This is a genomic window from Massilia sp. LjRoot122 (assembly GCF_964252725.1).
In the GTDB taxonomy this organism is placed as follows: domain Bacteria; phylum Pseudomonadota; class Gammaproteobacteria; order Burkholderiales; family Burkholderiaceae_D; genus Telluria.
This window is the reverse complement of record NZ_CAXUPB020000001.1, coordinates 2,144,254-2,161,885: the sequence shown is the minus strand read 5'-3', so window position 1 is coordinate 2,161,885 and position 17,632 is coordinate 2,144,254. Positions and strand designations below refer to the sequence as shown.

Below are 17,632 nucleotides of genomic sequence, written 5' to 3'. Positions count from 1 at the left end.
TGTCCTGCCCAGCTCGCTTTGCCGGGAGGGCAATGCGCAGTGCTCTTCAAACCGGGGATGACCAGTGAACGCATTACCGCAAGCCACGAAGGCCGGGCTGTTTGGTCCCGCTTTGCGTTTCGTACTCGTGTTTGTCCTCCTGTTCCAGGCGGCCTGGGGACAGGCCGCCTCCTCGGCCGCCACCGGCCATGCGCGCGCCGAACTACTCGTCCACGCCCCTAGCGGCGTCAAGCCGGGCGCCGAGGTCTGGCTGGGCCTGCGCATCCTCCACGATCCGGGCTGGCATACCTACTGGCTGAACCCGGGCGACTCCGGCCTCCCGACCACCATGGCCTGGACCCTGCCGGCCGGCGTCACGGCGGGCGCGATCGCGTGGCCGACCCCGAAGCAGATGCCGCTCGGCCCCCTGATGAACTACGGCTACGACGGCGAGCTGCTGCTGCCCGTGCGCCTGAGCGTGCCGGCTTCCTGGCAGGGCGGTCCGCTGCCGGTGAAGCTGCGCGCGGACTTCCTGATCTGCGAAGAGGCCTGCATTCCCGAATTCGCCGAGCTGGACACCGAACTGACGCCGGGGCCCGCCTCCGCGCATGCGGCGCTGTTCGAGCGCGCCTTCCGGACCGCGCCGCTCGCCGTCCCCGGCCTGGGCGCGAGCGCCCGCATCGAGAACAATGCACTGGTGATCGAGGCCACCGGCCTGCCGTCCGCGTACCGCGGCCGGCCGCTGCAGCTGTTCCCGGAAAACGGCGGCGTGCTCGAGCATCCGGCACCGCTGGCCCAGGAATGGCAGGGCGAGAAGCTGGTGCTGCGTGCGCCCCTGTCGGCGCAGCGCAGCGACAGCCCGGCTGCGATGGACGCGGTCATCACGGCGGACCACAAGGCGCCGGGCGTACGCATCGGCTTCGCGATCGCCGGGACCTGGCCGCAAGCCGGCGCCGCAGCACCGCCCGCCGCCGAATCCGCCCGGCCGTGGCTGCTGGTGCTGGCCTTCGCCTTCCTCGGCGGCGCCATCCTGAACCTGATGCCCTGCGTGTTCCCGGTGCTGTCCCTGAAAGTGCTCGGCTTCGCCCAGCACGGCGGCGAGCGCCGGCGCATCGTGGCCGGCGGCTTTGCCTACACCGCCGGCGTGATCGCCTCCTTCTTGCTGCTGGCGGCCCTGCTGCTGGCGCTGCGCGCCAGCGGCGAGCAGCTGGGCTGGGGTTTCCAGCTGCAGTCGCCGCTGTTCGTCGCCGCCCTCGCCGTCCTGTTCACCCTGATCGGCTTCAACCTTGCTGGCCTGTTCGAATTCAACAACATGCTGCCGGATCGCCTGCTGAATGCGCGCGCCCGCAACCCGGTGCTGGACGACTTCCTCACCGGCGTGCTGGCGGTGGCCGTCGCCTCGCCCTGCACCGCGCCCTTCATGGGAGCAGCCCTCGGCGCCGCGCTGGCGCAGCCCGCGCCCCAGGCCTTGTCGGTATTCGCCGCGCTGGGCGCGGGCATGGCCGCGCCCTACCTGGCCGCCAGCCTGTTCCCCGGCCTGGCGCGCCTGCTGCCGCGCCCGGGACCGTGGATGGCACGCTTCAAGACCTTCATGGCCTTCCCGATGTTCGCCACCGTCGTCTGGCTGCTGTGGGTGCTCGGCCTGCAGGCCGGCCCCGACGCGATCGCCGCAGTGCTCGGCCTGGTCGTGGCGGCCGCCTTCGGCGTCTGGGTGCTGGGCATCCCGGCGCGCAGCAGCGCCGGCAAGTCGATCGGGATCGGCGCCGCCGGGCTGGCAGTGGCCGGCGCCGCCTTCTGGGCCTGGCCCGCCTTCCAGGGCGCACCAGCGACTGCGCCGGCTGCCGCCGGCTGGCAGGCCTGGTCGCCCCAGGCCCTGGCCCAGGCACGCCAGGAGGGACGGCCGGTGTTCGTCGACTTCACGGCCGCCTGGTGCGTCACCTGCCAGTACAACAAGCGCACCACCCTTGCCGACCCGGGGCTGATGGAAGACTTCCGGGCCAGGAAGGTCGTGCTGCTGCGCGCCGACTGGACCCGGCGCGACGAAACGATCACGCAGGCACTCAAGGAACTCGGCCGCAGCGGCGTGCCGGTGTATGCGCTGTACCGCGACGGCGCTGGACAAGCGACGCTGTTGTCGGAACTGCCGAGCGTGGAAGAAGTCAGGCAGGCACTCGCCGCGCCTTGATGCATCAGAAGCAGAGACCAAGCACCCACCATCACCAGGAGGATCACATGAAGCGCACCATCGCACTCTCGCTGCTCGCCGCCGGCCTGACCCTGGGCGGCAGCGCCATGGCCGACGCCGTCGTCGGTCAGGCCGCGCCGGCCTTCAAGGGCGTCGACGCCGCCGGCAAACCGGTCTCGCTGGACCAGTACAAGGGCAAGTACGTGGTCCTCGAATGGGTCAATCCGGAATGCCCCTTCGTCAAGAAGCACTACGACAGCGGCAACATGCCCAGCACGCAGAAGTACGCCGCCGACAAGGGCGTGGTCTGGCTGGCGGTGAGCACCAGCGCCGACGGCGACCGCGCCGGCAATGCGGCGGCCATCAACGACTGGGTCAAGGCGAAGAAGGCCATGCCCGCCGCGACCATCATGGACACCGGTGGCGCGATCGGCAAGGCCTACGGCGCGCGCACCACGCCGCACATGTACCTGATCGACCCGAGCGGCAAGCTGGTGTACGCCGGCGCGATCGACAGCAAGCCGAGCACCAATCCGGGCGACATCAAGGACGCCACCAACTACATGGTCAAGGCGATCGACGAATCCCTGGCCGGCAAGCCGCTGAGCCAGGCCGTCACCAAGCCTTACGGCTGCTCGGTCAAGTACGGTTGATGCACCTGGCCGGCCGGATTTCCGGCCGGCCGCTCATAACAAAACAAGGGGATCCGAATGCGTCACACACCAACTTCCCGCCGTGCCGTGCTGGCCGCCGCGGTCTGCGCGGCCTTCCTGCCGCTCACGAGCGCGCTCGCCGCGCCCTTTGAATCGAGCCGCATCAGCGTGCGCACCGAGGGCGCAGGTCCCGACGTCGTCCTGATCCCCGGCCTGAATTCCTCGCCGCGGGCCTGGGCCACGACCGTGGCCGCCGTACCGGGCTACCGCTACCACCTGGTGCAGGTGTCCGGCTTCGCGGGCCAGCCGGCGGGCGGCAACAAGGAAGGCAATGTGGCGGCGCCGGTAGCCGAGGAGATCGCCCGCTACATCCGGGAAGCGGGCCTGAAGCAGCCGGCCGTGATTGGCCACTCGATGGGCGGCACCATGGGCATGATGCTGGCGGCCCGCCATCCGGAGGTGCTGTCGCGCCTAATGGTGGTCGACATGTACCCTTACCTCGGCACCTTCTTCGCCGGCCCGGGCGCCGCGCCCGACAAGGTCGAGGCGGTGGCGAATGCGGCGATGGTCGGCATCCGCAGCGCCAGCCCGGAACAGCGCGCGAAGAACGTCAGCGACACCATCGCCGGCATGGTCGACACCGAGGCCATGCGCGCCGGCGCCATGGCGGATTCCTCAGCCAGCGACCTGGACGTCAGCAGCCGCGCCTTCCGCGAGCTGCTGGTGACCAACCTGATTCCGGAACTGCCGAAGATCACCAAGCCGGTGACCGTGCTCTACGTGCAACCGAAGGGCGTGCCGCTGCCGGCCGAGCAGTTCGATTATGTCTACAAGAGCGCCTACGCGCCGGTCAAGTCCCTGACCCTGAAACGCATCCCGGACAGCGCCCACTTCATCATGTGGGACCAGCCGCAGCGCTTCCAGGGCGAGGTGAAGGCCTTCCTGGCCGCGCCCTGAGCGGTATGGTCAGATGAAGGGCCAGGACAGGATGCGCTTCAGGTGCAGCACCGTGCGCGCGACCGGATAGCCGATCGCGAAGGCGAAGGCCGGCAGGCTCCAGGCATCGCCCAGCACGGCCAGCCAGGCGCCGCCGACCGTGGCGGCGGCCACCAGCACCATCAGCCAGAGCTCGATGCTGAGAAAAAAGCTGGTGGCGTCGCGCCAGACGCGCAGCAGCAGCGCGGCGGCTTCCTTGAAGGTCTTGATGTCGTGGCCCATGGTCGTGTTCGCAGTTTGGCAATGACAGAAATGAAACGCTGTCGGAAATGCAAATCGCCGGCATGGGCCGGCGATTTACTCTTTATGTTGCAGTGCATTATAAGCGCTTGAGCCGCTTCAACGCTGCATGCGCACCAGCGCAATCTCCTTCACCGGCTGCCTGAACTCCTGCAGCAGGCGCGCCGTCTCTTGCTGTGCGCGCGCCATGTTCGCCGCCTTCACGTGCCCATAGCCGCGGATCGACTCCGCCACCTGGGCCAGCTTGAGCGCGGCCGCGCGGTTCTCCACCGTCAGCTCGCTGGCCAGCACGTCGACCAGTGCAAAGTAGTCCGACCGCAGCCGGCGCTCGGCACGCCGCTCGTGGGTATAGCCGAAGACATCGAAGGCAGTCCCGCGCAGCACCTTCAGCGGCGCCAGCAGGCGGAAGGCCGAGCGCATCCAGGGGCCGAAGCGCATCTTCGCCGGGATGTCGCTGCCGGGCTTCTTGCGGGCCAGCAGCGGCGGCGCCAGGTGGTATTCGACGCGAAAGTCGCCTTCGAACTGCTGCTGCAATCCTTCCAGGAAGCCGGTCTGCGTGTGCAGGCGCGCCACTTCGTACTCGTCCTTGTAGGCCATCACCTTGAACAGCGAGCGGGCCACCGCCTTGCTCACGGCCCGCTTCGATGCCGGTCCTTCGATCGCGACTTCGCGCGCTTCGAGCTTCGCCACGGCGGCGCGGTACTGCTGCGCATACGCGGCATCCTGGTACTGCGTCAGCCAGTCGGCGCGGAAGGCCACCAGGTCCTCGAGCGAGGCCGGCGGCGTGAACTGCACCACCCTGGCCGGCTGGGCCAGGCGTGCCGCCGCCTTCTCGTCGGCCGCCACCAGGCGGCCCAGCATGAAGGCCTTCTTGTTCATCTCGACGGCAACGTTATTCAACTCGATCGCGCGCATCATTGCTTCCAGGCTGACGGGCACCAGTCCCAGCTGCCAGGCCGCGCCCATCATGAGGATGTTGGCGCCGATCGGGTCGCCCAGCACGCCGCTGGCGACCTGTTGGGCGTTCAGGCGCAGCGCCGGGCCGCCGGCGTCCATGATCTTGGCGAGCAAGTCGTCCTTGCGGATGTCGGCGTCCGGATCGCGCGTGAATTCGGCGGTCGGGGTTTCGTTCTCGTTGGCGACCACGCGGGTGTGCCCGCGCCGCATCACCGCCAGCGCATCCGGCATCGCCGCGACCACCAGGTCGCAGGCCAGCAGGGCATCGGCCTGCTGCAGGTCGATGCGCACCTGGTGCAGCGCCGCGGGTGACGGCGCCACCCGCACGTGCGACATCACCGCCCCGCCCTTTTGCGCGAAGCCCATGAAGTCCAGGGTCGAGGCGCCCTTGCCTTCGAGGTGGGCGGCCATCGTGATCAGGGCGCCCACCGTGACCACGCCGGTGCCGCCGACGCCGGCCACCAGCATCTCGAAGGGTTTTGCGAAAGCGTAGGGCGTGGGCAGCGGATAGGCGGCCAGCATGCTTTCCAACTGGCGCAGTTCGAGGGCGGCGGCGGCGGGCTTCTTCAGCTGGCCGCCGATGACCGACACGAAGCTCGGGCAGAAGCCCTCGGCGCAGGAATAATCCTTGTTGCAGGAAGCCTGGTCGATCTGGCGCTTGCGCCCCAGCGGGGTCTCGAGCGGCAGGATCGACAGGCAGTTCGACTGCACGCCGCAGTCGCCGCAGCCCTCGCACACGGCCGGATTGATGACCATGCGGCGCGGCGGGTCGGGGAACACCAGCTTGTCCGGCTTGTTCTTCTTGCGGCGGCGGCGCTTCTCGGCCGCGCAGGTCTGGTCGTAGACCAGCACCGTGACGCCGGGCGTGTCGCGCAGGCGGCGCTGGACCACATCGAGTTCGCTGCGGTGGTGCACGGCCACGCCGGCCGGCAGGGTCACGCCCTCGTAGTTGGACGGCTCGTCGGTGACCACGGTTGCCGACACCGCGCCTTCGCTCAGCACCTGCTGCAGGATCTGCGGCACGCTGAGTTTACCGTCGACCGGCTGGCCGCCCGTCATGGCCACGGCGTCGTTGTACAGGATTTTGTAGGTGATGTTGGCACGCGCCGCGATGGCCTGGCGGATCGCCAGGGAGCCCGAGTGGTAATAGGTGCCGTCGCCCAGGTTCTGGAACACGTGCTTCTCACGCGAGAAGCGCGAGGCCGCGACCCAGGGCACGCCCTCGCCGCCCATCTGGGTGAGCGTGACGGTATCGCGCTTCATCCAGCTCGCCATGAAGTGGCAGCCGATGCCGGCCAGCGCGCGGCTGCCTTCGGGCACCCGGGTCGAGGTATTGTGCGGGCAGCCGGAGCAGAAGTACGGCGTGCGCTTGATCGCGTCGGCGCCGTTAGACAGCACTTCGGCGCGGCAGAACTGCGGCAGGAATTCTTCCAAACGCAGGTCGGGAAACGTCGGTGCCAGCCAGCGCACCAGCACCGGTGCGATGCGCGAGGGGCGCAGTTCGCCCAGGTTGGACAGCAGCGGCACGCCCGCGGCGTCGTGTTTGCCGAGCACCTGCGGGCGCTGCTCGGCCGCCAGGTTGTAGAGCAGGCTTTTCAGCTGCCCTTCGATGACCTCGCCCTTCTCTTCCACCACCAGTACCTCTTGCAGGCCGTGTGCGAAGGCGTGCAGGCGGCTGCGCTCGAGCGGGAAAGTCAGGCCCGGCTTGTACAGGCGCAGGCCGAGTTCCTCGAGCTTGTCCAGCGTGATGCCGACGCGCGCGAAGGCTTCCAGCAGGTCGAGGTAAGCCTTGCCCGCGGCGATGATGCCGAGCGTGGCCTTGGGTGCGGCCACCACCAGCTTGTCGATCGAGTTCACGCCCGCGAAAGCGTGCACGGCCTCGAGCTTGTCGGCGACCCGCTGTTCGATCGCGAGGCTGGGCAGGTCCGGCCAGCGGTAGTGCAGGCCGTCGGCGGGCGGCGTGTAGGATTCCGGGGGGGTGAACACGGGTGGCGCGGGCAGTTCCACGACGGCGCCGCCTTCGACCGTCTCCGAGATCGCCTTGAAGCCGACCCAGGCGCCCGAGAAGCGCGACAGCGCCCAGCCGTACAGGCCGAACTCCAGGTATTCCTCGATGTTGGCCGGATTCAGGACCGGCATGCCCCAGGCCATGAAGGCATGGTCGCTCTGGTGCGGCATCGACGAGGACACGCAGCCGTGGTCGTCGCCGGCCACCACCAGCACGCCGCCCAGCTGCGAGGAGCCATAGGCATTGCCGTGCTTGAGGGCGTCGCCGGCACGGTCCACGCCCGGTCCCTTGCCGTACCACATGGCGAATACGCCGTCGACGGTGCGGTTCGGATCGCCGCCGACCTGCTGGCTCCCCAGTACGGCGGTGGCGCCCAGTTCTTCGTTGATCGCAGGGAGGAATTCGATGGCGTTCTGCTGCAGGATGGTCGAGGCGCGCCAGGCTTCCTGGTCGACCGCGCCCAGCGGCGAGCCGCGGTAGCCCGAAATGAAGCCGCCGGTATTCAGGCCGGCGCGCTCGTCCAGCGCCTTCTGCATGAGCGGCAGGCGGATCAGGGCCTGGGTTCCGGTCAGGAATACCCGCCCCTCGGTGCGCTTCAGGTTGTCGTCCAGGCGGTAGGAGGGATCGGCCAGACCCTTGCCAGTCAGCCCTACCTCCTCGTGCATCGTTCCCATCGTGTTCGTCTCCACTGTACTCTTCTTTAGTGGGGACATGATAGGTCCGTGCAAAGGAAATAACTTTTCTAACTTACCGGATTTTGCTTCAGAATAGGCAAACCATTTCGTTTCAGGCCATATTATGGACAAGAATAACCTCGACCCCGCCTCCCTGCGTATCTTGCGCGAATTACAACAGGATGCCCGCCTCTCCGTCAACGAACTGGCCGAGCGGGTCGGCATGTCGGCCTCGCCCTGCTGGCGGCGCCAGAAGGAGCTCGAAGAGAACGGTTTCATCCGGCGCTATGCCGCCATCCTCGAGCGCCGCAAGCTCGATCTCGGGCTGGTGTGCGTGCTGCACGTGTCGCTGACGCGGCACGAGGCCGGCGTGGTCGACACCTTCGAGGCGCAGATGAAGGCCTGCCGCGAAGTGATGGAGTGTTATGAGGTGACCGGCACCTCGGACTACATCGTCAAGGTGATGGTCGCGAACATGGATGCCTACCACGACCTGCTGCACAACGTCCTGCTGAAGCTGCCGGGCGTCTCGCAGCTGAATACCAGCGTGGCGCTGCGCGAAGTGAAATACGAGACCGCCCTGCCGCTGTAAGCCGAAAAAGCAAACCGGCATGGGCAGCGTGCACCGCCCATGCCGGTCATGCGCAGGGTCGCCCCTGCGCGCGTTCCAGCGTTCAGCTTAGAACTTGTACTCCGCCGATACCCGGACCACGCGTCCCATCATGTCGGCCAGGCTGGTCAGGTAACCGCCGCTGTAGATGGTGTTGGCGGTCAGCGGTGGCCATTCTTCCGTGATGTTGTTCACGCCCAGCGACAGGGTGGTGTTCTTGAAGCCCGTGTAGCGCACGTTCACATTGAACTGGCTATACGATTCCACTTCGGTCAGGGTCGATCCCGCACGCGGCGTCAGGTCGGTCAGCGCGGTGTTGAAGCGCTGCGACAGGGTCGCCTTCCAGTCGCCGGTGCTGTAGGTGACCGCGGCGGTGTACTTCCAGCGCGGGTTCACCTGCGGCATGCCGGCCAGGCCCGAGTTCGGACCGGCGCTGCCGAAGCGGCCGTCGTTGGTGATGATGCCGACGTTGCTGTTCCATGCACCGCCCGCCTCGCTCTGGAACTCGTACTTGTGGTACCAGGTCGCATCCAGCTTCGCATCGAAGGTGCCGATGCTGGTCTTCGGGAAGCGGTAGGAACCCGAGATGTCCGCACCACGGATGCGGGTCTGGCCGCGGTTGGCCTGGCTGGCGATGATGTAGTCGATGGTGCCGTCGGCGCGGCGGTTGATCACGCTGTCGTACTTGACCGGGTTCTGCTGGATTTCGGCGATCGAGACCGCACCCAGCACGTTACGCAGTTTCAGGCCCCAGTAGTCGACGGTCAGCGACAGGTTCTTGATCGGCTCCAGGCCGATGCCGAAGTTGAAACCGCGCGACTTCTCGGGCTTCAGGTGGGTGTTGTTCGGCGACTTGGTCCAGTAGGTGGTCTGCACGTTGCAGACCTGGTCGGCCGTGAAGCCCTGGCGCGGGGTGCCGGTGCCGGCCACCAGCGGCTGGCTGCTCGGGCACAGGACCGGGTCGTCCATCACGAGGGTGCGGACTTCCGGCGTCGGGTTCTGGATGTCCATGATGGACGGCGCGCGGAAACCGCTCGAGACCGAGCTGCGCAGCACCAGCTGCTCCATCGGCTGCCAGCGGGCCGCCAGTGCCGGGTTCACCGTGGTCTGCTTCAGGTCGTCGTAACGGTCGGCGCGCACCGAGCCGTTGACCAGGAAGGTCTTGGTGATCGGCGCATCGACCTCGAGCACCAGCGAGGAGATCTTGCGCTTGAGTTTCTTGGCCACGCCCTGCGGCAATTCGCCGACCAGGTCGGACTGCACCACGTTGCCCGAGGCATCGATGTTGTAGCTGCCGTCGGCCTTCTTCAGCACGTAGTCGAGGGGCGCGTTGAAGGTGCGCGCCGAATCCTCGCGCAGTTCGCCCGACACCGCCAGGATCACGTCGCCGCCGCCCAGCTCCCACACCGGACGGGTGACGGTCAGGTCGACGCTCTTGTTGAAGGCTTTGTTCAGGCGGTAGGTGTAGTCCTCGGCCTGGATGCTGCGCAGGTATTCGGCACCGGCGGCGTCCTGCGCACCGAAGGGGTTCAGGATGCCCTTGTCGAAGCCTTCCTGGGCCTTGGAGTACAGGATGTAGCCTTCGCCGACGCGGGTGTCGCGCTTCGAGCGGCCGTAGTTCAGGCCGGCGCGGTAGTCCCAGCCCATCACTTCGCCTTCGGCCGACAGCACGATGCGGTCGTTGCCCTGCTCGTCGTTACGGTAGGCCGGCCCCAGTTCGCCCGGTCCCCACTGGAAGTAGATGGTGCGGTTGTTCATGTTCAGGTCGCTGACCGCGCCGGTGGTGCGGGTCGGGTCGATGAACATGGCCGGGGTGTTGGCGCCGGTATTGCTGCCCACGACTTTCGGCAGCGGGGTGATGCCCTTGCCCGGATAGAAGCGGCTGCTCGGGCTCATCGAGTAGGTGGTGAACGGCTGGTTCGTACCCGGGACCTGCATGCCGCGGAACTTCTGCACGGTGAACTCGGAATGCAGCACGTCGAGGTCGATCTTGTGGCCGCCCGCGATGTTCCAGCTGGCGCGCGCGCTGACGGTGGTGATCTCGCTGCCGTCGGTCACGGCATTCCAGAACAGCGGATTGCGGATGCAGCCAGGCGCATAGGTCGGCGGCGTATTCAGGCTGAGGTTGCCCAGCGTGGAGCGCGACCAGGGCGACTCGCAACCGGTGGCGAAGGCCGGGTTGTAGTTGGAGTTGGCGTTGCGGGCGAAGCCGAAGTTGGCCAGCGGGTTGGGATTGCGCCCATCCGGCGTGATGCCCAGACCCAGGGTGCGCAGCACGTCCGGGTCGTGCTGGTCCGGGCGGTCGCCCTGGAACAGCGCATCCTTCTTCTGGTGGTCGACCGCGATGTAGGCGTTGAAGCCGTTTTCGCCCAGGTCGCCCCAGCCGGCGATCGCGCCGATGGCCTTGGTGGTGCCGCCGCCGCTCAGTTCCGGACGGGCGTATTCGGCCTTGATCGAGGCGCCCTTGTAGCCGCGCTTGGTCCAGTAGTTCTGCACGCCGCCGATGGCGTCGGCGCCGTAGATCGAGGCGCCGCCGCCGTTCAGGGTCTCGACGCGGTCCAGCGCCATGCGCGGGATCACGTTGACCGAGACGTACTGGTCCTGCAGCGGCTCGTTCGCCAGGCGACGGCCGTTCAGCAGCGACAGGGTACGCATCGGGCCGAGGCCGCGCAGGTTGGTCACCGGACCGGCCGCGCCCGAGTTGGTGCCGAGCGACAGCGACTGCGGCTGCTCCAGCACGAAGTCCTTCAGTTCGGTATGGCCGCGCGCTTCCATTTCCGCCGCCTTGACGGTGGTAACGGGATTGGTGCCTTCGTCATCGACGCGGCGGATCAGCGAGCCGGTCACGACCACGGCCTGGGCGACCGGAGTCGAGGCAGGCGCCTCGGTAGTCTGCGCCTGGGCCTGGGCCGACAGCTGGAACAGCGCCAGGCTCACCGCGGTGGCGAGCTGGGCTCGGCGTGGGGTGGGAACGAAGTAGGGGTGCATTCACGTCTCCTTAATTATTTTATAAGAATTGATATGACCAAACTACTAATTGGTCAGGCCACTCTGCTTGCAAAGCTGCGAACCTTTCCGCTAACTCTCTCCTCCCTTCGGAGGTTTTTAGAGAATTGATATGACCGGATTATAAAGTGGTCGGGCCACTTTGTATAAAAATATTTACATGCAGATAGAACAAAACGACAACGGGCCCCATGGACCCGCTCACGGATGCTGCTGCGTACGCACGGCGCCTCGCCTGGGAGTACACTCTGGTAAGGAGCCTTCCATGCATGGCCCTGCCTACCCTTCTTGGTCGCCGTCCGGTCACGGCACGACGCAAGCTTCTTTCCTGGCGACCAACATCAGCCCGCATGCTGCGGGCCGTACCAGTGCGGAACGGAGCAGCATCCCTCAACGGCAGCAGGAGGACATCATGCGGCATACCTTGACAGCGGTCTACGCAGACCGCAACACGGCCCAGCGCGCGCTGGATGAATTACTGGCCTCGGGATATCCGGACGCCGAGCTGGCGCTGGCGACCGCGCCCGTGACCGGGGACGCCGCCTCCCCCATGTGGCAGGATCCGCCGGGCACGTCGACTGCGCGCTTCCTGTCGCGGCTGTTCGACCATGCGCGCAGCGATCCGTTGGCGGACGTCCCCGGCCCCCTCCCCCATGAGCGCTACGTTCTTACTCTTGCGACACATTCGGAAGCCGAAGCGGAGCGCGCCGCGTCCCTGGTCCCGGACTTCGTGCGCGTCGACCGGGAGGACGGCAGCTGGCAGCCCAGGCGACAGCTGCGCAACGCGCCGGGAGCGCTGCAGTACTACGGACGTGGTCCCGAGCACTATTACGGCACCCGCGAGGCGGACGACACGTCCACGATCGGCACCACCTTCCGGGAACCGATGCTTCCCGCCGGACAGTGGCCGGACACGGCGCCGGACGTCCCCCTCGGCGCCGCAGCGCTGGCCGCCTACCGCTTCGGCCGCGACCTGCACGACAGCGACCGCTACCGCAACCGCTCATGGGACGAAGCCGGCACCGAACTGCGGCAGGCCTGGGAAACGCGCGATCCGGCGGGGCCGGCCTGGGACGCCTCCGCAGCGGCGATCCGTACCGGTTGGGACAGCACCAGCCCGGAGATCGACGGCGATGAACATTACCGGAGCCACTGGAAGACCCACTACGCGAGCGGCAACGGCAGTGGTCCTGCCACGCATCGTCCCGGCCCGGACGATGCCGGTTCGCTGGCCACCACCTGGAAGCGGCGCCACCCCGGCGAACTGCCGCCCTGGGAAGGCTTCATGGATGCCCTGCGCCACGGATGGGACAGGATTTCCTTCGGCATGGATACGGACGAGGCCAGCTATCGCTCCCACCACGCGGACAACTATCCCGGCACCCCTTACGAAGATCTCGCCCCGGCTTACCGATATGGGAAGCACACGCACCGCAGGGCGGCGTTCAGGGGCCGTGACTGGGACGAGGTGGAAGACGGGCTGCGCACCGAATGGGAAGGCAGCCACCCGGACGCCCGCCCCTTGCCATGGGACGGCATCCGGGCGGCCGTGCACCGCGGCTGGGACGGGTGAGCGGTCCGGGAGCTACTAGAACGACAGCGTGACGCTGCGCGGGCAGTGATCGCTGGTCTCGATGCGCTGGCCGGGCGCCTGCACGACGGCCGTCTTGCGCGAGCCGAGGCCGGCCGGCTGGCGCGCCGCCAGCGCGCCGCTGAGCACGATATGATCCAGGCCCGAGAAGCCGCGGCAGCCCTCTTCGACGCCCGTCAGGGGCACCTGCTGCAGGGACCTGCCGCCGTCGTTCAGCTCCTGCCACAAGTAGCGCGTCGCCACCCTGCCATCCGCACCGGGCGCCGGCACGCCGGCGGGGCCGCTGCCGTCCGCGCGCACCTGCGCAGGAGGGATGCCTGCGGCAGCTTCTTCGTCGATGCGGCGGTTGAAGTCGCCCAGCAGCACGAAATCGGGGCTCGACTTCGCCACGCCGTCGATCCAGCGTTCGAGCGGCGCCACCTGGCGGTTCAGCACCTTGCAGGCGCCGGCCGGATCGTCGAGCAGGCGCGCCTGGTAGACCGGGGTCGGCACGATGTTGGCGCAGCCGGACTTCAGGTGCACGTTCAGGAAGCTGACGCGGCGTCCCGCCACCTGCAGCTCGAGCGCCAGCCCCGGTCGTACCTTGCGTGCCTCCGGATCGGTCGGGTTGTCGCTCACCGCCAGGCCGGTCTCGACGCTGCAGCGGCCCTCCTGGCCCAGGCTGCGGTCCCAGGCAAAGGCCAGGGTCTGGAATCCCTCGTGCGGGGCGTCGCATACGCCGAAGCGCTCGGCATGGCGGCCGAGCAGCTGCTTGACCACCTCGGCCGAACGCACTTCCTGGAACGCGATCACGCGCACGCCCTCGCCTTCGATCAGCCTGGCGATGGTCGCCTGCAGGCCGGCCAGCTTGGCCGCGTAGTCGGCGCTGACCAGCGGCACCGGGGCGCCGCGGCCCTGGTAGGCGTTACACGGCGCCATCATGGCCGCCCCCGCCGGCCCACCGGCCAGGCGCTCGGTATCGGCGACGCACTGGCGCGCCACCCGGGCGGCCTCGTCGGTGATGGCGCTCTGCCCCGGCTGGCGCCGCGGGCGGGTATCGCACCAGGACACGGTCTTGCAGACGGCATTCTGGCGGTCGAAATCCTGCTGCGAACCGGCCCAGGCCAGGTTGAAGGAGGCGACGCCAATTTTTGCCGGCGCCGGCGCCGGCTGCGGGGCGGGATCGGCGGCATGGACGGCCGGCGCGGCGAGCAGCGCGGCCAGGATGGCGGACGAGAGCGGCTTGAAGGTAAACATCGGGACTTTCCTGAGGATGGACGCTGAATTGACAACAGCGATTATCGCGGAGACTGCTTTCCGCAGCAATGGCTAGGACTTTGCCGCGAGGACGCGCTTGAGCGCCGTCTCCGGATCCAGTCCGGCCATCAGGAGGTTGATGATCTCCTGCTTGTCCTCCTGCGTGAGCGTTTCGCAGGCTGCACGGTGGGAACAGAAATACGCGTACCAGGCCACGTCCGCCGGACGTTCCTTGCGCGGCTTGAAGCGTGCCGGCACGGTCGCGCGGATCGCGTCGGCATAGGCAGGCAGCTGCGCGTCCGCCGTCGACCAGTCGAAGGCGGCGACGGCGCGCCGCTCGGCTTCCAGTTCGCCCTTGCCGCCCTTGCCCACGGCGAGGGAGGCCAGGTTGGGATAGCCGTGGGCCGCGCAGAAGCCCTCGACGAAGCGCAGTTTCGGCCCGATGCCGACCACCACCGCCCGGCCGAGCACAGCGTCCTTGGGATGAAGGGAACGTGCCAGCGTGAGCAGGTCGCCATGCGTGATCGGCATGCCCTGCAGGGACTGCGCCTGCCTGACCAGGGCTTCAAGCAGGCGCGAGCCGACCTCGATGTCGTTGTGGGTGAACTGGATCATTGCTGGATGCCGACTGGTCAAAAGCGCCATCTTAGCAAAAGCTTCCAGCAAGCGGCCTACTGCGACTCGGTATCGATCTCCGCCTCGGTCGCCGCCGGATAACGGCCACCGGACACCGTGTGCTGGTTCACGAGCGCATCGAGCTGCTCGATCAGCTGGGCGGAAAGCCTGACCTCGCCGGCGCGCAGGTTTTCTTCGAGATGCGCGACCTGTGTCGTGCCCGGAAGCGGCAGGATGTGCGGGGCCTTGTGCAGCAGCCAGGCGATCGCCAGCTGGGCGGGGGTGCATCCGGCGACGCCGGCGATGGCCCGGTAGGTCGGCAGCCAGCGCAGGTTGGCGTCCAGGTGCGCGCCCTGGAAACGCGGCATCCCGCGCCGCAGGTCGCCCGGCACCAGCGCGGCGGCCGCCTGCACGTCGGGAATTGCGCCCGCCAGGAAGCCGCGCCCGAGCGGGCTGAAGGCCACGAAGGCAGCGCCGATATCGGCACAGGCCTCCAGCACGCCGAATTCGGGATTGCGGGTCCACAGGGAATATTCGGACTGTACGGCAGCGATCGGGTGTACCGCATGCGCCCGCCGCAGCGTTGCCGCAGACACTTCGGACAGGCCGATGGCGCGGATCTTGCCGCTCCTGACGAGGTCCGCCAAGGCACCGATGCTGTCTTCGATCGGCACCGACTTGTCCCAGCGGTGCAGGTAGTACAGGTCGATGACATCGGTGCGCAGGCGCCGCAAGGCATCCTCGCAGGTTTGCCTGAGGGTCCCGGGGCGTCCGTCGATGACGCGGCGCTTCACGCCGTCCTCGCCGGTCACGCCCTGCATGCCGCATTTGCTGGCCAGGGTGATGCGGTTGCGGTAAGGCGCGAGCACCTCGCCGACCAGGGCCTCGTTGGCGCCGAAGCCGTACAGCGCGGCGGTGTCGAAATGCGTCACGCCCAGGTCGATGGCGCGCAGCAGCAGGCGCGCCGCCTCTTCCGGACCAGGCGGCCGGCCGTAGGCGTGCGACAGGTTCATGCAGCCGACCCCGATGGCGCCGACCTCGAAAGGCCCGAGTGCGCGCCCTCGCATCACATCGCTTCCAGCTGCTGCTCGAGATCGTGCAGCACCCGATAGCACGGCAGCACCTGCGCCACGCTGGCGTTCGGCTCGCGGCCTTCGCGGATGGCGGCGAAGAATTCGCGGTCCTGCAGCTCGATGCCGTTCATGGAAACATCCACCTGCGACACGTCGATCTTTTCTTCCTTGCCGTTGAACAGGTCGTCGTAGCGCGCGATATAGGTGCCGCTGTCGCCGATGTAGCGGAAGAAGGTGCCGAGCGGGCCATCGTTATTGAAGGACAGCGACAATGTGCAGATCGCGCCGTTGGCGGCCTTCAGCTGGATCGACATGTCCATCGCGATGCCCAGCTCCGGATGGATCGGTCCCTGGATCGCATTGGCCTTCACCACCGGACTGCCGCACTGGTAGGCGAACAGGTCCACGGTATGCGCGGCGTGGTGCCACAGCAGGTGGTCGGTCCAGCTGCGTGGCTCGCCCAGTGCATTCATGTTCTGGCGGCGGAAGAAGTAGGTCTGCACGTCCATCTGCTGGATATTGAACTCGCCGGCTTCGATGCGCTTGTGCACCCATTGGTGGCTCGGATTGAAGCGACGGGTGTGGCCGCACATCGCGACCAGTCCGGTCTCCTGCTGCACGCGCACCACTTCCTGGCCGTCGCGGTAGATGTCGCACAGCGGAATCTCGACCTGCACGTGCTTGCCCGCCTTCATGCAGGCGATGGCCTGGGCGGCGTGCATCTGGGTCGGCGTGCACAGGATCACCGCATCGACCTCAAGCAGCGCCAGCGCCTCGTTCAGGTCGGTCGTGACGTGGGGAATGCCATGTTTGTCGGCAACGGCCCGGGTCTTGGCCAGGTCGCGGCTGATGAGGGAGACCACCTCTACCCCATCGATGTTCCTGATCGCATCGAGGTGCTTGATGCCGAAAGCGCCAGCGCCGGCCAGCGCCACCTTGATAGTCTTGTTCATTTATGCATTCTCCAGGATCAGGTGCCCCACCGCGGTATTCGACGCGGGGACATGGTAAAAGCGGTGCTTCACGACGGGCGCCGGACCGCCCGCCACGTCGGCCATCGCGCCGCGCGCGATCAGCCACATGACCAGCTCGATGCCTTCGGAGCCCGCTTCGCGCACATAGTCCAGGTGCGGGATGGCGGCGGCGGCGGCCGGATCGGCGATCAGCCGGTCGAGGAAGGCGTTGTCCCACTCGCGGTTGATGAGGCCCGCACGGGCGCCCTGCAGCTGGTGGCTCATGCCGCCGGTGCCCCAGATCTGCACCTTCAGGTCCTGGTCGAAGGACTCGACCGCGCGGCGGATCGCCTTTCCGAGCTCGAAACAGCGCCGTCCCGAGGGCACCGGATACTGCACGACGTTCACGGCGAAGGGAATGACCGGGCAAGGCCAGGCCTGCGGCTGGCCGCACATCAGGGACAGCGGCACGGTCAGGCCGTGATCGACGTCCATGCGGTTGACGATGGTGAGGTCGAAGTCATCCTGGATGACGCTGTGCGCGATATGCGCGGCCAGCTCCGCGTGCCCTTCCACTTTCGGCACCGGGCGCGGACCCCAGCCTTCGTCGGCCGGGGCATACGCTTCGGCCGTGCCGATGGCAAAGGTCGGGATCATGTCCAGGCTGAAGGCGGTCGCATGGTCGTTATAGACCAGGAAGATCACGTCCGGACGGTTCTCTTCCATCCACTTCTTCGAGTACTCGTAGCCGGCGAACAGCGGCTGCCAGTAAGGCTCGCCGGTCTTGCCGGCGTCGAGCGCGGCGCCGATTGCCGGCACGTGGGAGGTATAAACGCTTGCAGTGATTCGTGCCATG

13 protein-coding genes are annotated in these 17,632 nt (G+C 67.6%); 5 read left to right on the top strand and 8 right to left on the bottom strand.

All coding sequences use genetic code 11. From position 1 onward, the window contains the following. Positions 1-112 precede the first annotated feature (112 nt). From ACSQ25_RS09530 to ACSQ25_RS09520, 3 genes are read left to right on the top strand one after another with little or no spacing between them, the layout of a single operon-like run. The gene (locus tag ACSQ25_RS09530; protein ID WP_436105451.1) at positions 113-2,164 is read left to right on the top strand and encodes a protein-disulfide reductase DsbD family protein; all 2,052 of its coding nucleotides are present in this window, start codon (positions 113-115) and stop codon (positions 2,162-2,164) included. Positions 2,165-2,211: 47 nt separating this feature from the next. After that, positions 2,212-2,817 carry a redoxin domain-containing protein gene (locus ACSQ25_RS09525; RefSeq protein ID WP_436105450.1) on the top strand — a complete coding sequence of 202 codons (606 nt, stop codon included), beginning with the start codon at positions 2,212-2,214 and terminating at the stop codon, positions 2,815-2,817. A 57-nt stretch (positions 2,818-2,874) separates the two neighbouring features. Continuing rightward, complete coding sequence (locus tag ACSQ25_RS09520; protein ID WP_436105449.1) at positions 2,875-3,774, top strand: alpha/beta fold hydrolase; 900 nt, start codon at positions 2,875-2,877, stop codon at positions 3,772-3,774. A gap of 9 nt (positions 3,775-3,783) precedes the next feature. Here ACSQ25_RS09520 and ACSQ25_RS09515 read toward each other — a convergent pair whose 3' ends face one another. Beyond that, positions 3,784-4,035, bottom strand: a complete 252-nt coding sequence (locus ACSQ25_RS09515; protein WP_436105448.1) for a hypothetical protein — start codon at positions 4,033-4,035, stop codon at positions 3,784-3,786. Between the two features lie 117 nt (positions 4,036-4,152). Beyond that, positions 4,153-7,692: an indolepyruvate ferredoxin oxidoreductase family protein gene (locus ACSQ25_RS09510; protein ID WP_436105447.1), complete on the bottom strand. Its 3,540-nt coding sequence runs from the start codon at positions 7,690-7,692 to the stop codon at positions 4,153-4,155. Positions 7,693-7,816: 124 nt separating this feature from the next. On the opposite strand from ACSQ25_RS09510, the gene ACSQ25_RS09505 reads away from it, so the two are divergent. After that, entirely contained in the window at positions 7,817-8,284 is a 468-nt protein-coding gene (locus tag ACSQ25_RS09505; RefSeq protein ID WP_436105446.1) for an Lrp/AsnC family transcriptional regulator, read from the top strand. Positions 8,285-8,371: 87 nt separating this feature from the next. Here ACSQ25_RS09505 and ACSQ25_RS09500 read toward each other — a convergent pair whose 3' ends face one another. After that, positions 8,372-11,290, bottom strand: a complete 2,919-nt coding sequence (locus tag ACSQ25_RS09500) for a TonB-dependent receptor domain-containing protein (RefSeq protein ID WP_436105445.1) — start codon at positions 11,288-11,290, stop codon at positions 8,372-8,374. Positions 11,291-11,720: 430 nt separating this feature from the next. Between ACSQ25_RS09500 and ACSQ25_RS09495 the strand changes: the two genes are divergently transcribed. Next, complete coding sequence (locus tag ACSQ25_RS09495) at positions 11,721-12,881, top strand: hypothetical protein (protein WP_436105444.1); 1,161 nt, start codon at positions 11,721-11,723, stop codon at positions 12,879-12,881. A 15-nt stretch (positions 12,882-12,896) separates the two neighbouring features. On the opposite strand, the gene ACSQ25_RS09490 is transcribed toward ACSQ25_RS09495, so the two are convergent. The 5 genes from ACSQ25_RS09490 to ACSQ25_RS09470 all read right to left on the bottom strand — a co-directional run bounded on the left by ACSQ25_RS09490 (position 12,897) and on the right by ACSQ25_RS09470 (position 17,631). After that, a complete protein-coding gene (locus ACSQ25_RS09490; RefSeq protein ID WP_436105443.1) occupies positions 12,897-14,135 on the bottom strand; it encodes a hypothetical protein in 1,239 nt (412 codons plus the stop codon). A 72-nt stretch (positions 14,136-14,207) separates the two neighbouring features. Continuing rightward, positions 14,208-14,750: a hypothetical protein gene (locus ACSQ25_RS09485; protein ID WP_436105442.1), complete on the bottom strand. Its 543-nt coding sequence runs from the start codon at positions 14,748-14,750 to the stop codon at positions 14,208-14,210. A gap of 56 nt (positions 14,751-14,806) precedes the next feature. After that, a complete protein-coding gene (locus ACSQ25_RS09480; protein ID WP_436105441.1) occupies positions 14,807-15,817 on the bottom strand; it encodes an aldo/keto reductase in 1,011 nt (336 codons plus the stop codon). Continuing rightward, a complete protein-coding gene (locus ACSQ25_RS09475) occupies positions 15,817-16,776 on the bottom strand; it encodes a Gfo/Idh/MocA family oxidoreductase (RefSeq protein WP_436105440.1) in 960 nt (319 codons plus the stop codon). The genes ACSQ25_RS09480 and ACSQ25_RS09475 overlap by 1 nt, the downstream gene beginning before the upstream one ends. Beyond that, positions 16,777-17,631 carry a class III extradiol dioxygenase subunit beta gene (locus tag ACSQ25_RS09470; protein ID WP_436105439.1) on the bottom strand — a complete coding sequence of 285 codons (855 nt, stop codon included), beginning with the start codon at positions 17,629-17,631 and terminating at the stop codon, positions 16,777-16,779. Position 17,632 lies beyond the last annotated feature (1 nt).

What these genes read in the sequence shown, in the direction of transcription:
- ACSQ25_RS09510 (WP_436105447.1), bottom strand. Translation starts at nt 7,692, where the DNA reads ATGGGAACGATGCACGAGGAGGTAGGGCTGACTGGCAAGGGTCTGGCC.
- ACSQ25_RS09495 (WP_436105444.1), top strand. Translation starts at nt 11,721, where the DNA reads ATGCGGCATACCTTGACAGCGGTCTACGCAGACCGCAACACGGCCCAG.
- ACSQ25_RS09515 (WP_436105448.1), bottom strand. Translation starts at nt 4,035, where the DNA reads ATGGGCCACGACATCAAGACCTTCAAGGAAGCCGCCGCGCTGCTGCTG.
- ACSQ25_RS09480 (WP_436105441.1), bottom strand. Translation starts at nt 15,817, where the DNA reads ATGCGAGGGCGCGCACTCGGGCCTTTCGAGGTCGGCGCCATCGGGGTC.
- ACSQ25_RS09520 (WP_436105449.1), top strand. Translation starts at nt 2,875, where the DNA reads ATGCGTCACACACCAACTTCCCGCCGTGCCGTGCTGGCCGCCGCGGTC.
- ACSQ25_RS09500 (WP_436105445.1), bottom strand. Translation starts at nt 11,290, where the DNA reads ATGCACCCCTACTTCGTTCCCACCCCACGCCGAGCCCAGCTCGCCACC.
- ACSQ25_RS09475 (WP_436105440.1), bottom strand. Translation starts at nt 16,776, where the DNA reads ATGAACAAGACTATCAAGGTGGCGCTGGCCGGCGCTGGCGCTTTCGGC.
- ACSQ25_RS09490 (WP_436105443.1), bottom strand. Translation starts at nt 14,135, where the DNA reads ATGTTTACCTTCAAGCCGCTCTCGTCCGCCATCCTGGCCGCGCTGCTC.
- ACSQ25_RS09485 (WP_436105442.1), bottom strand. Translation starts at nt 14,750, where the DNA reads ATGATCCAGTTCACCCACAACGACATCGAGGTCGGCTCGCGCCTGCTT.
- ACSQ25_RS09470 (WP_436105439.1), bottom strand. Translation starts at nt 17,631, where the DNA reads ATGGCACGAATCACTGCAAGCGTTTATACCTCCCACGTGCCGGCAATC.
- ACSQ25_RS09505 (WP_436105446.1), top strand. Translation starts at nt 7,817, where the DNA reads ATGGACAAGAATAACCTCGACCCCGCCTCCCTGCGTATCTTGCGCGAA.
- ACSQ25_RS09525 (WP_436105450.1), top strand. Translation starts at nt 2,212, where the DNA reads ATGAAGCGCACCATCGCACTCTCGCTGCTCGCCGCCGGCCTGACCCTG.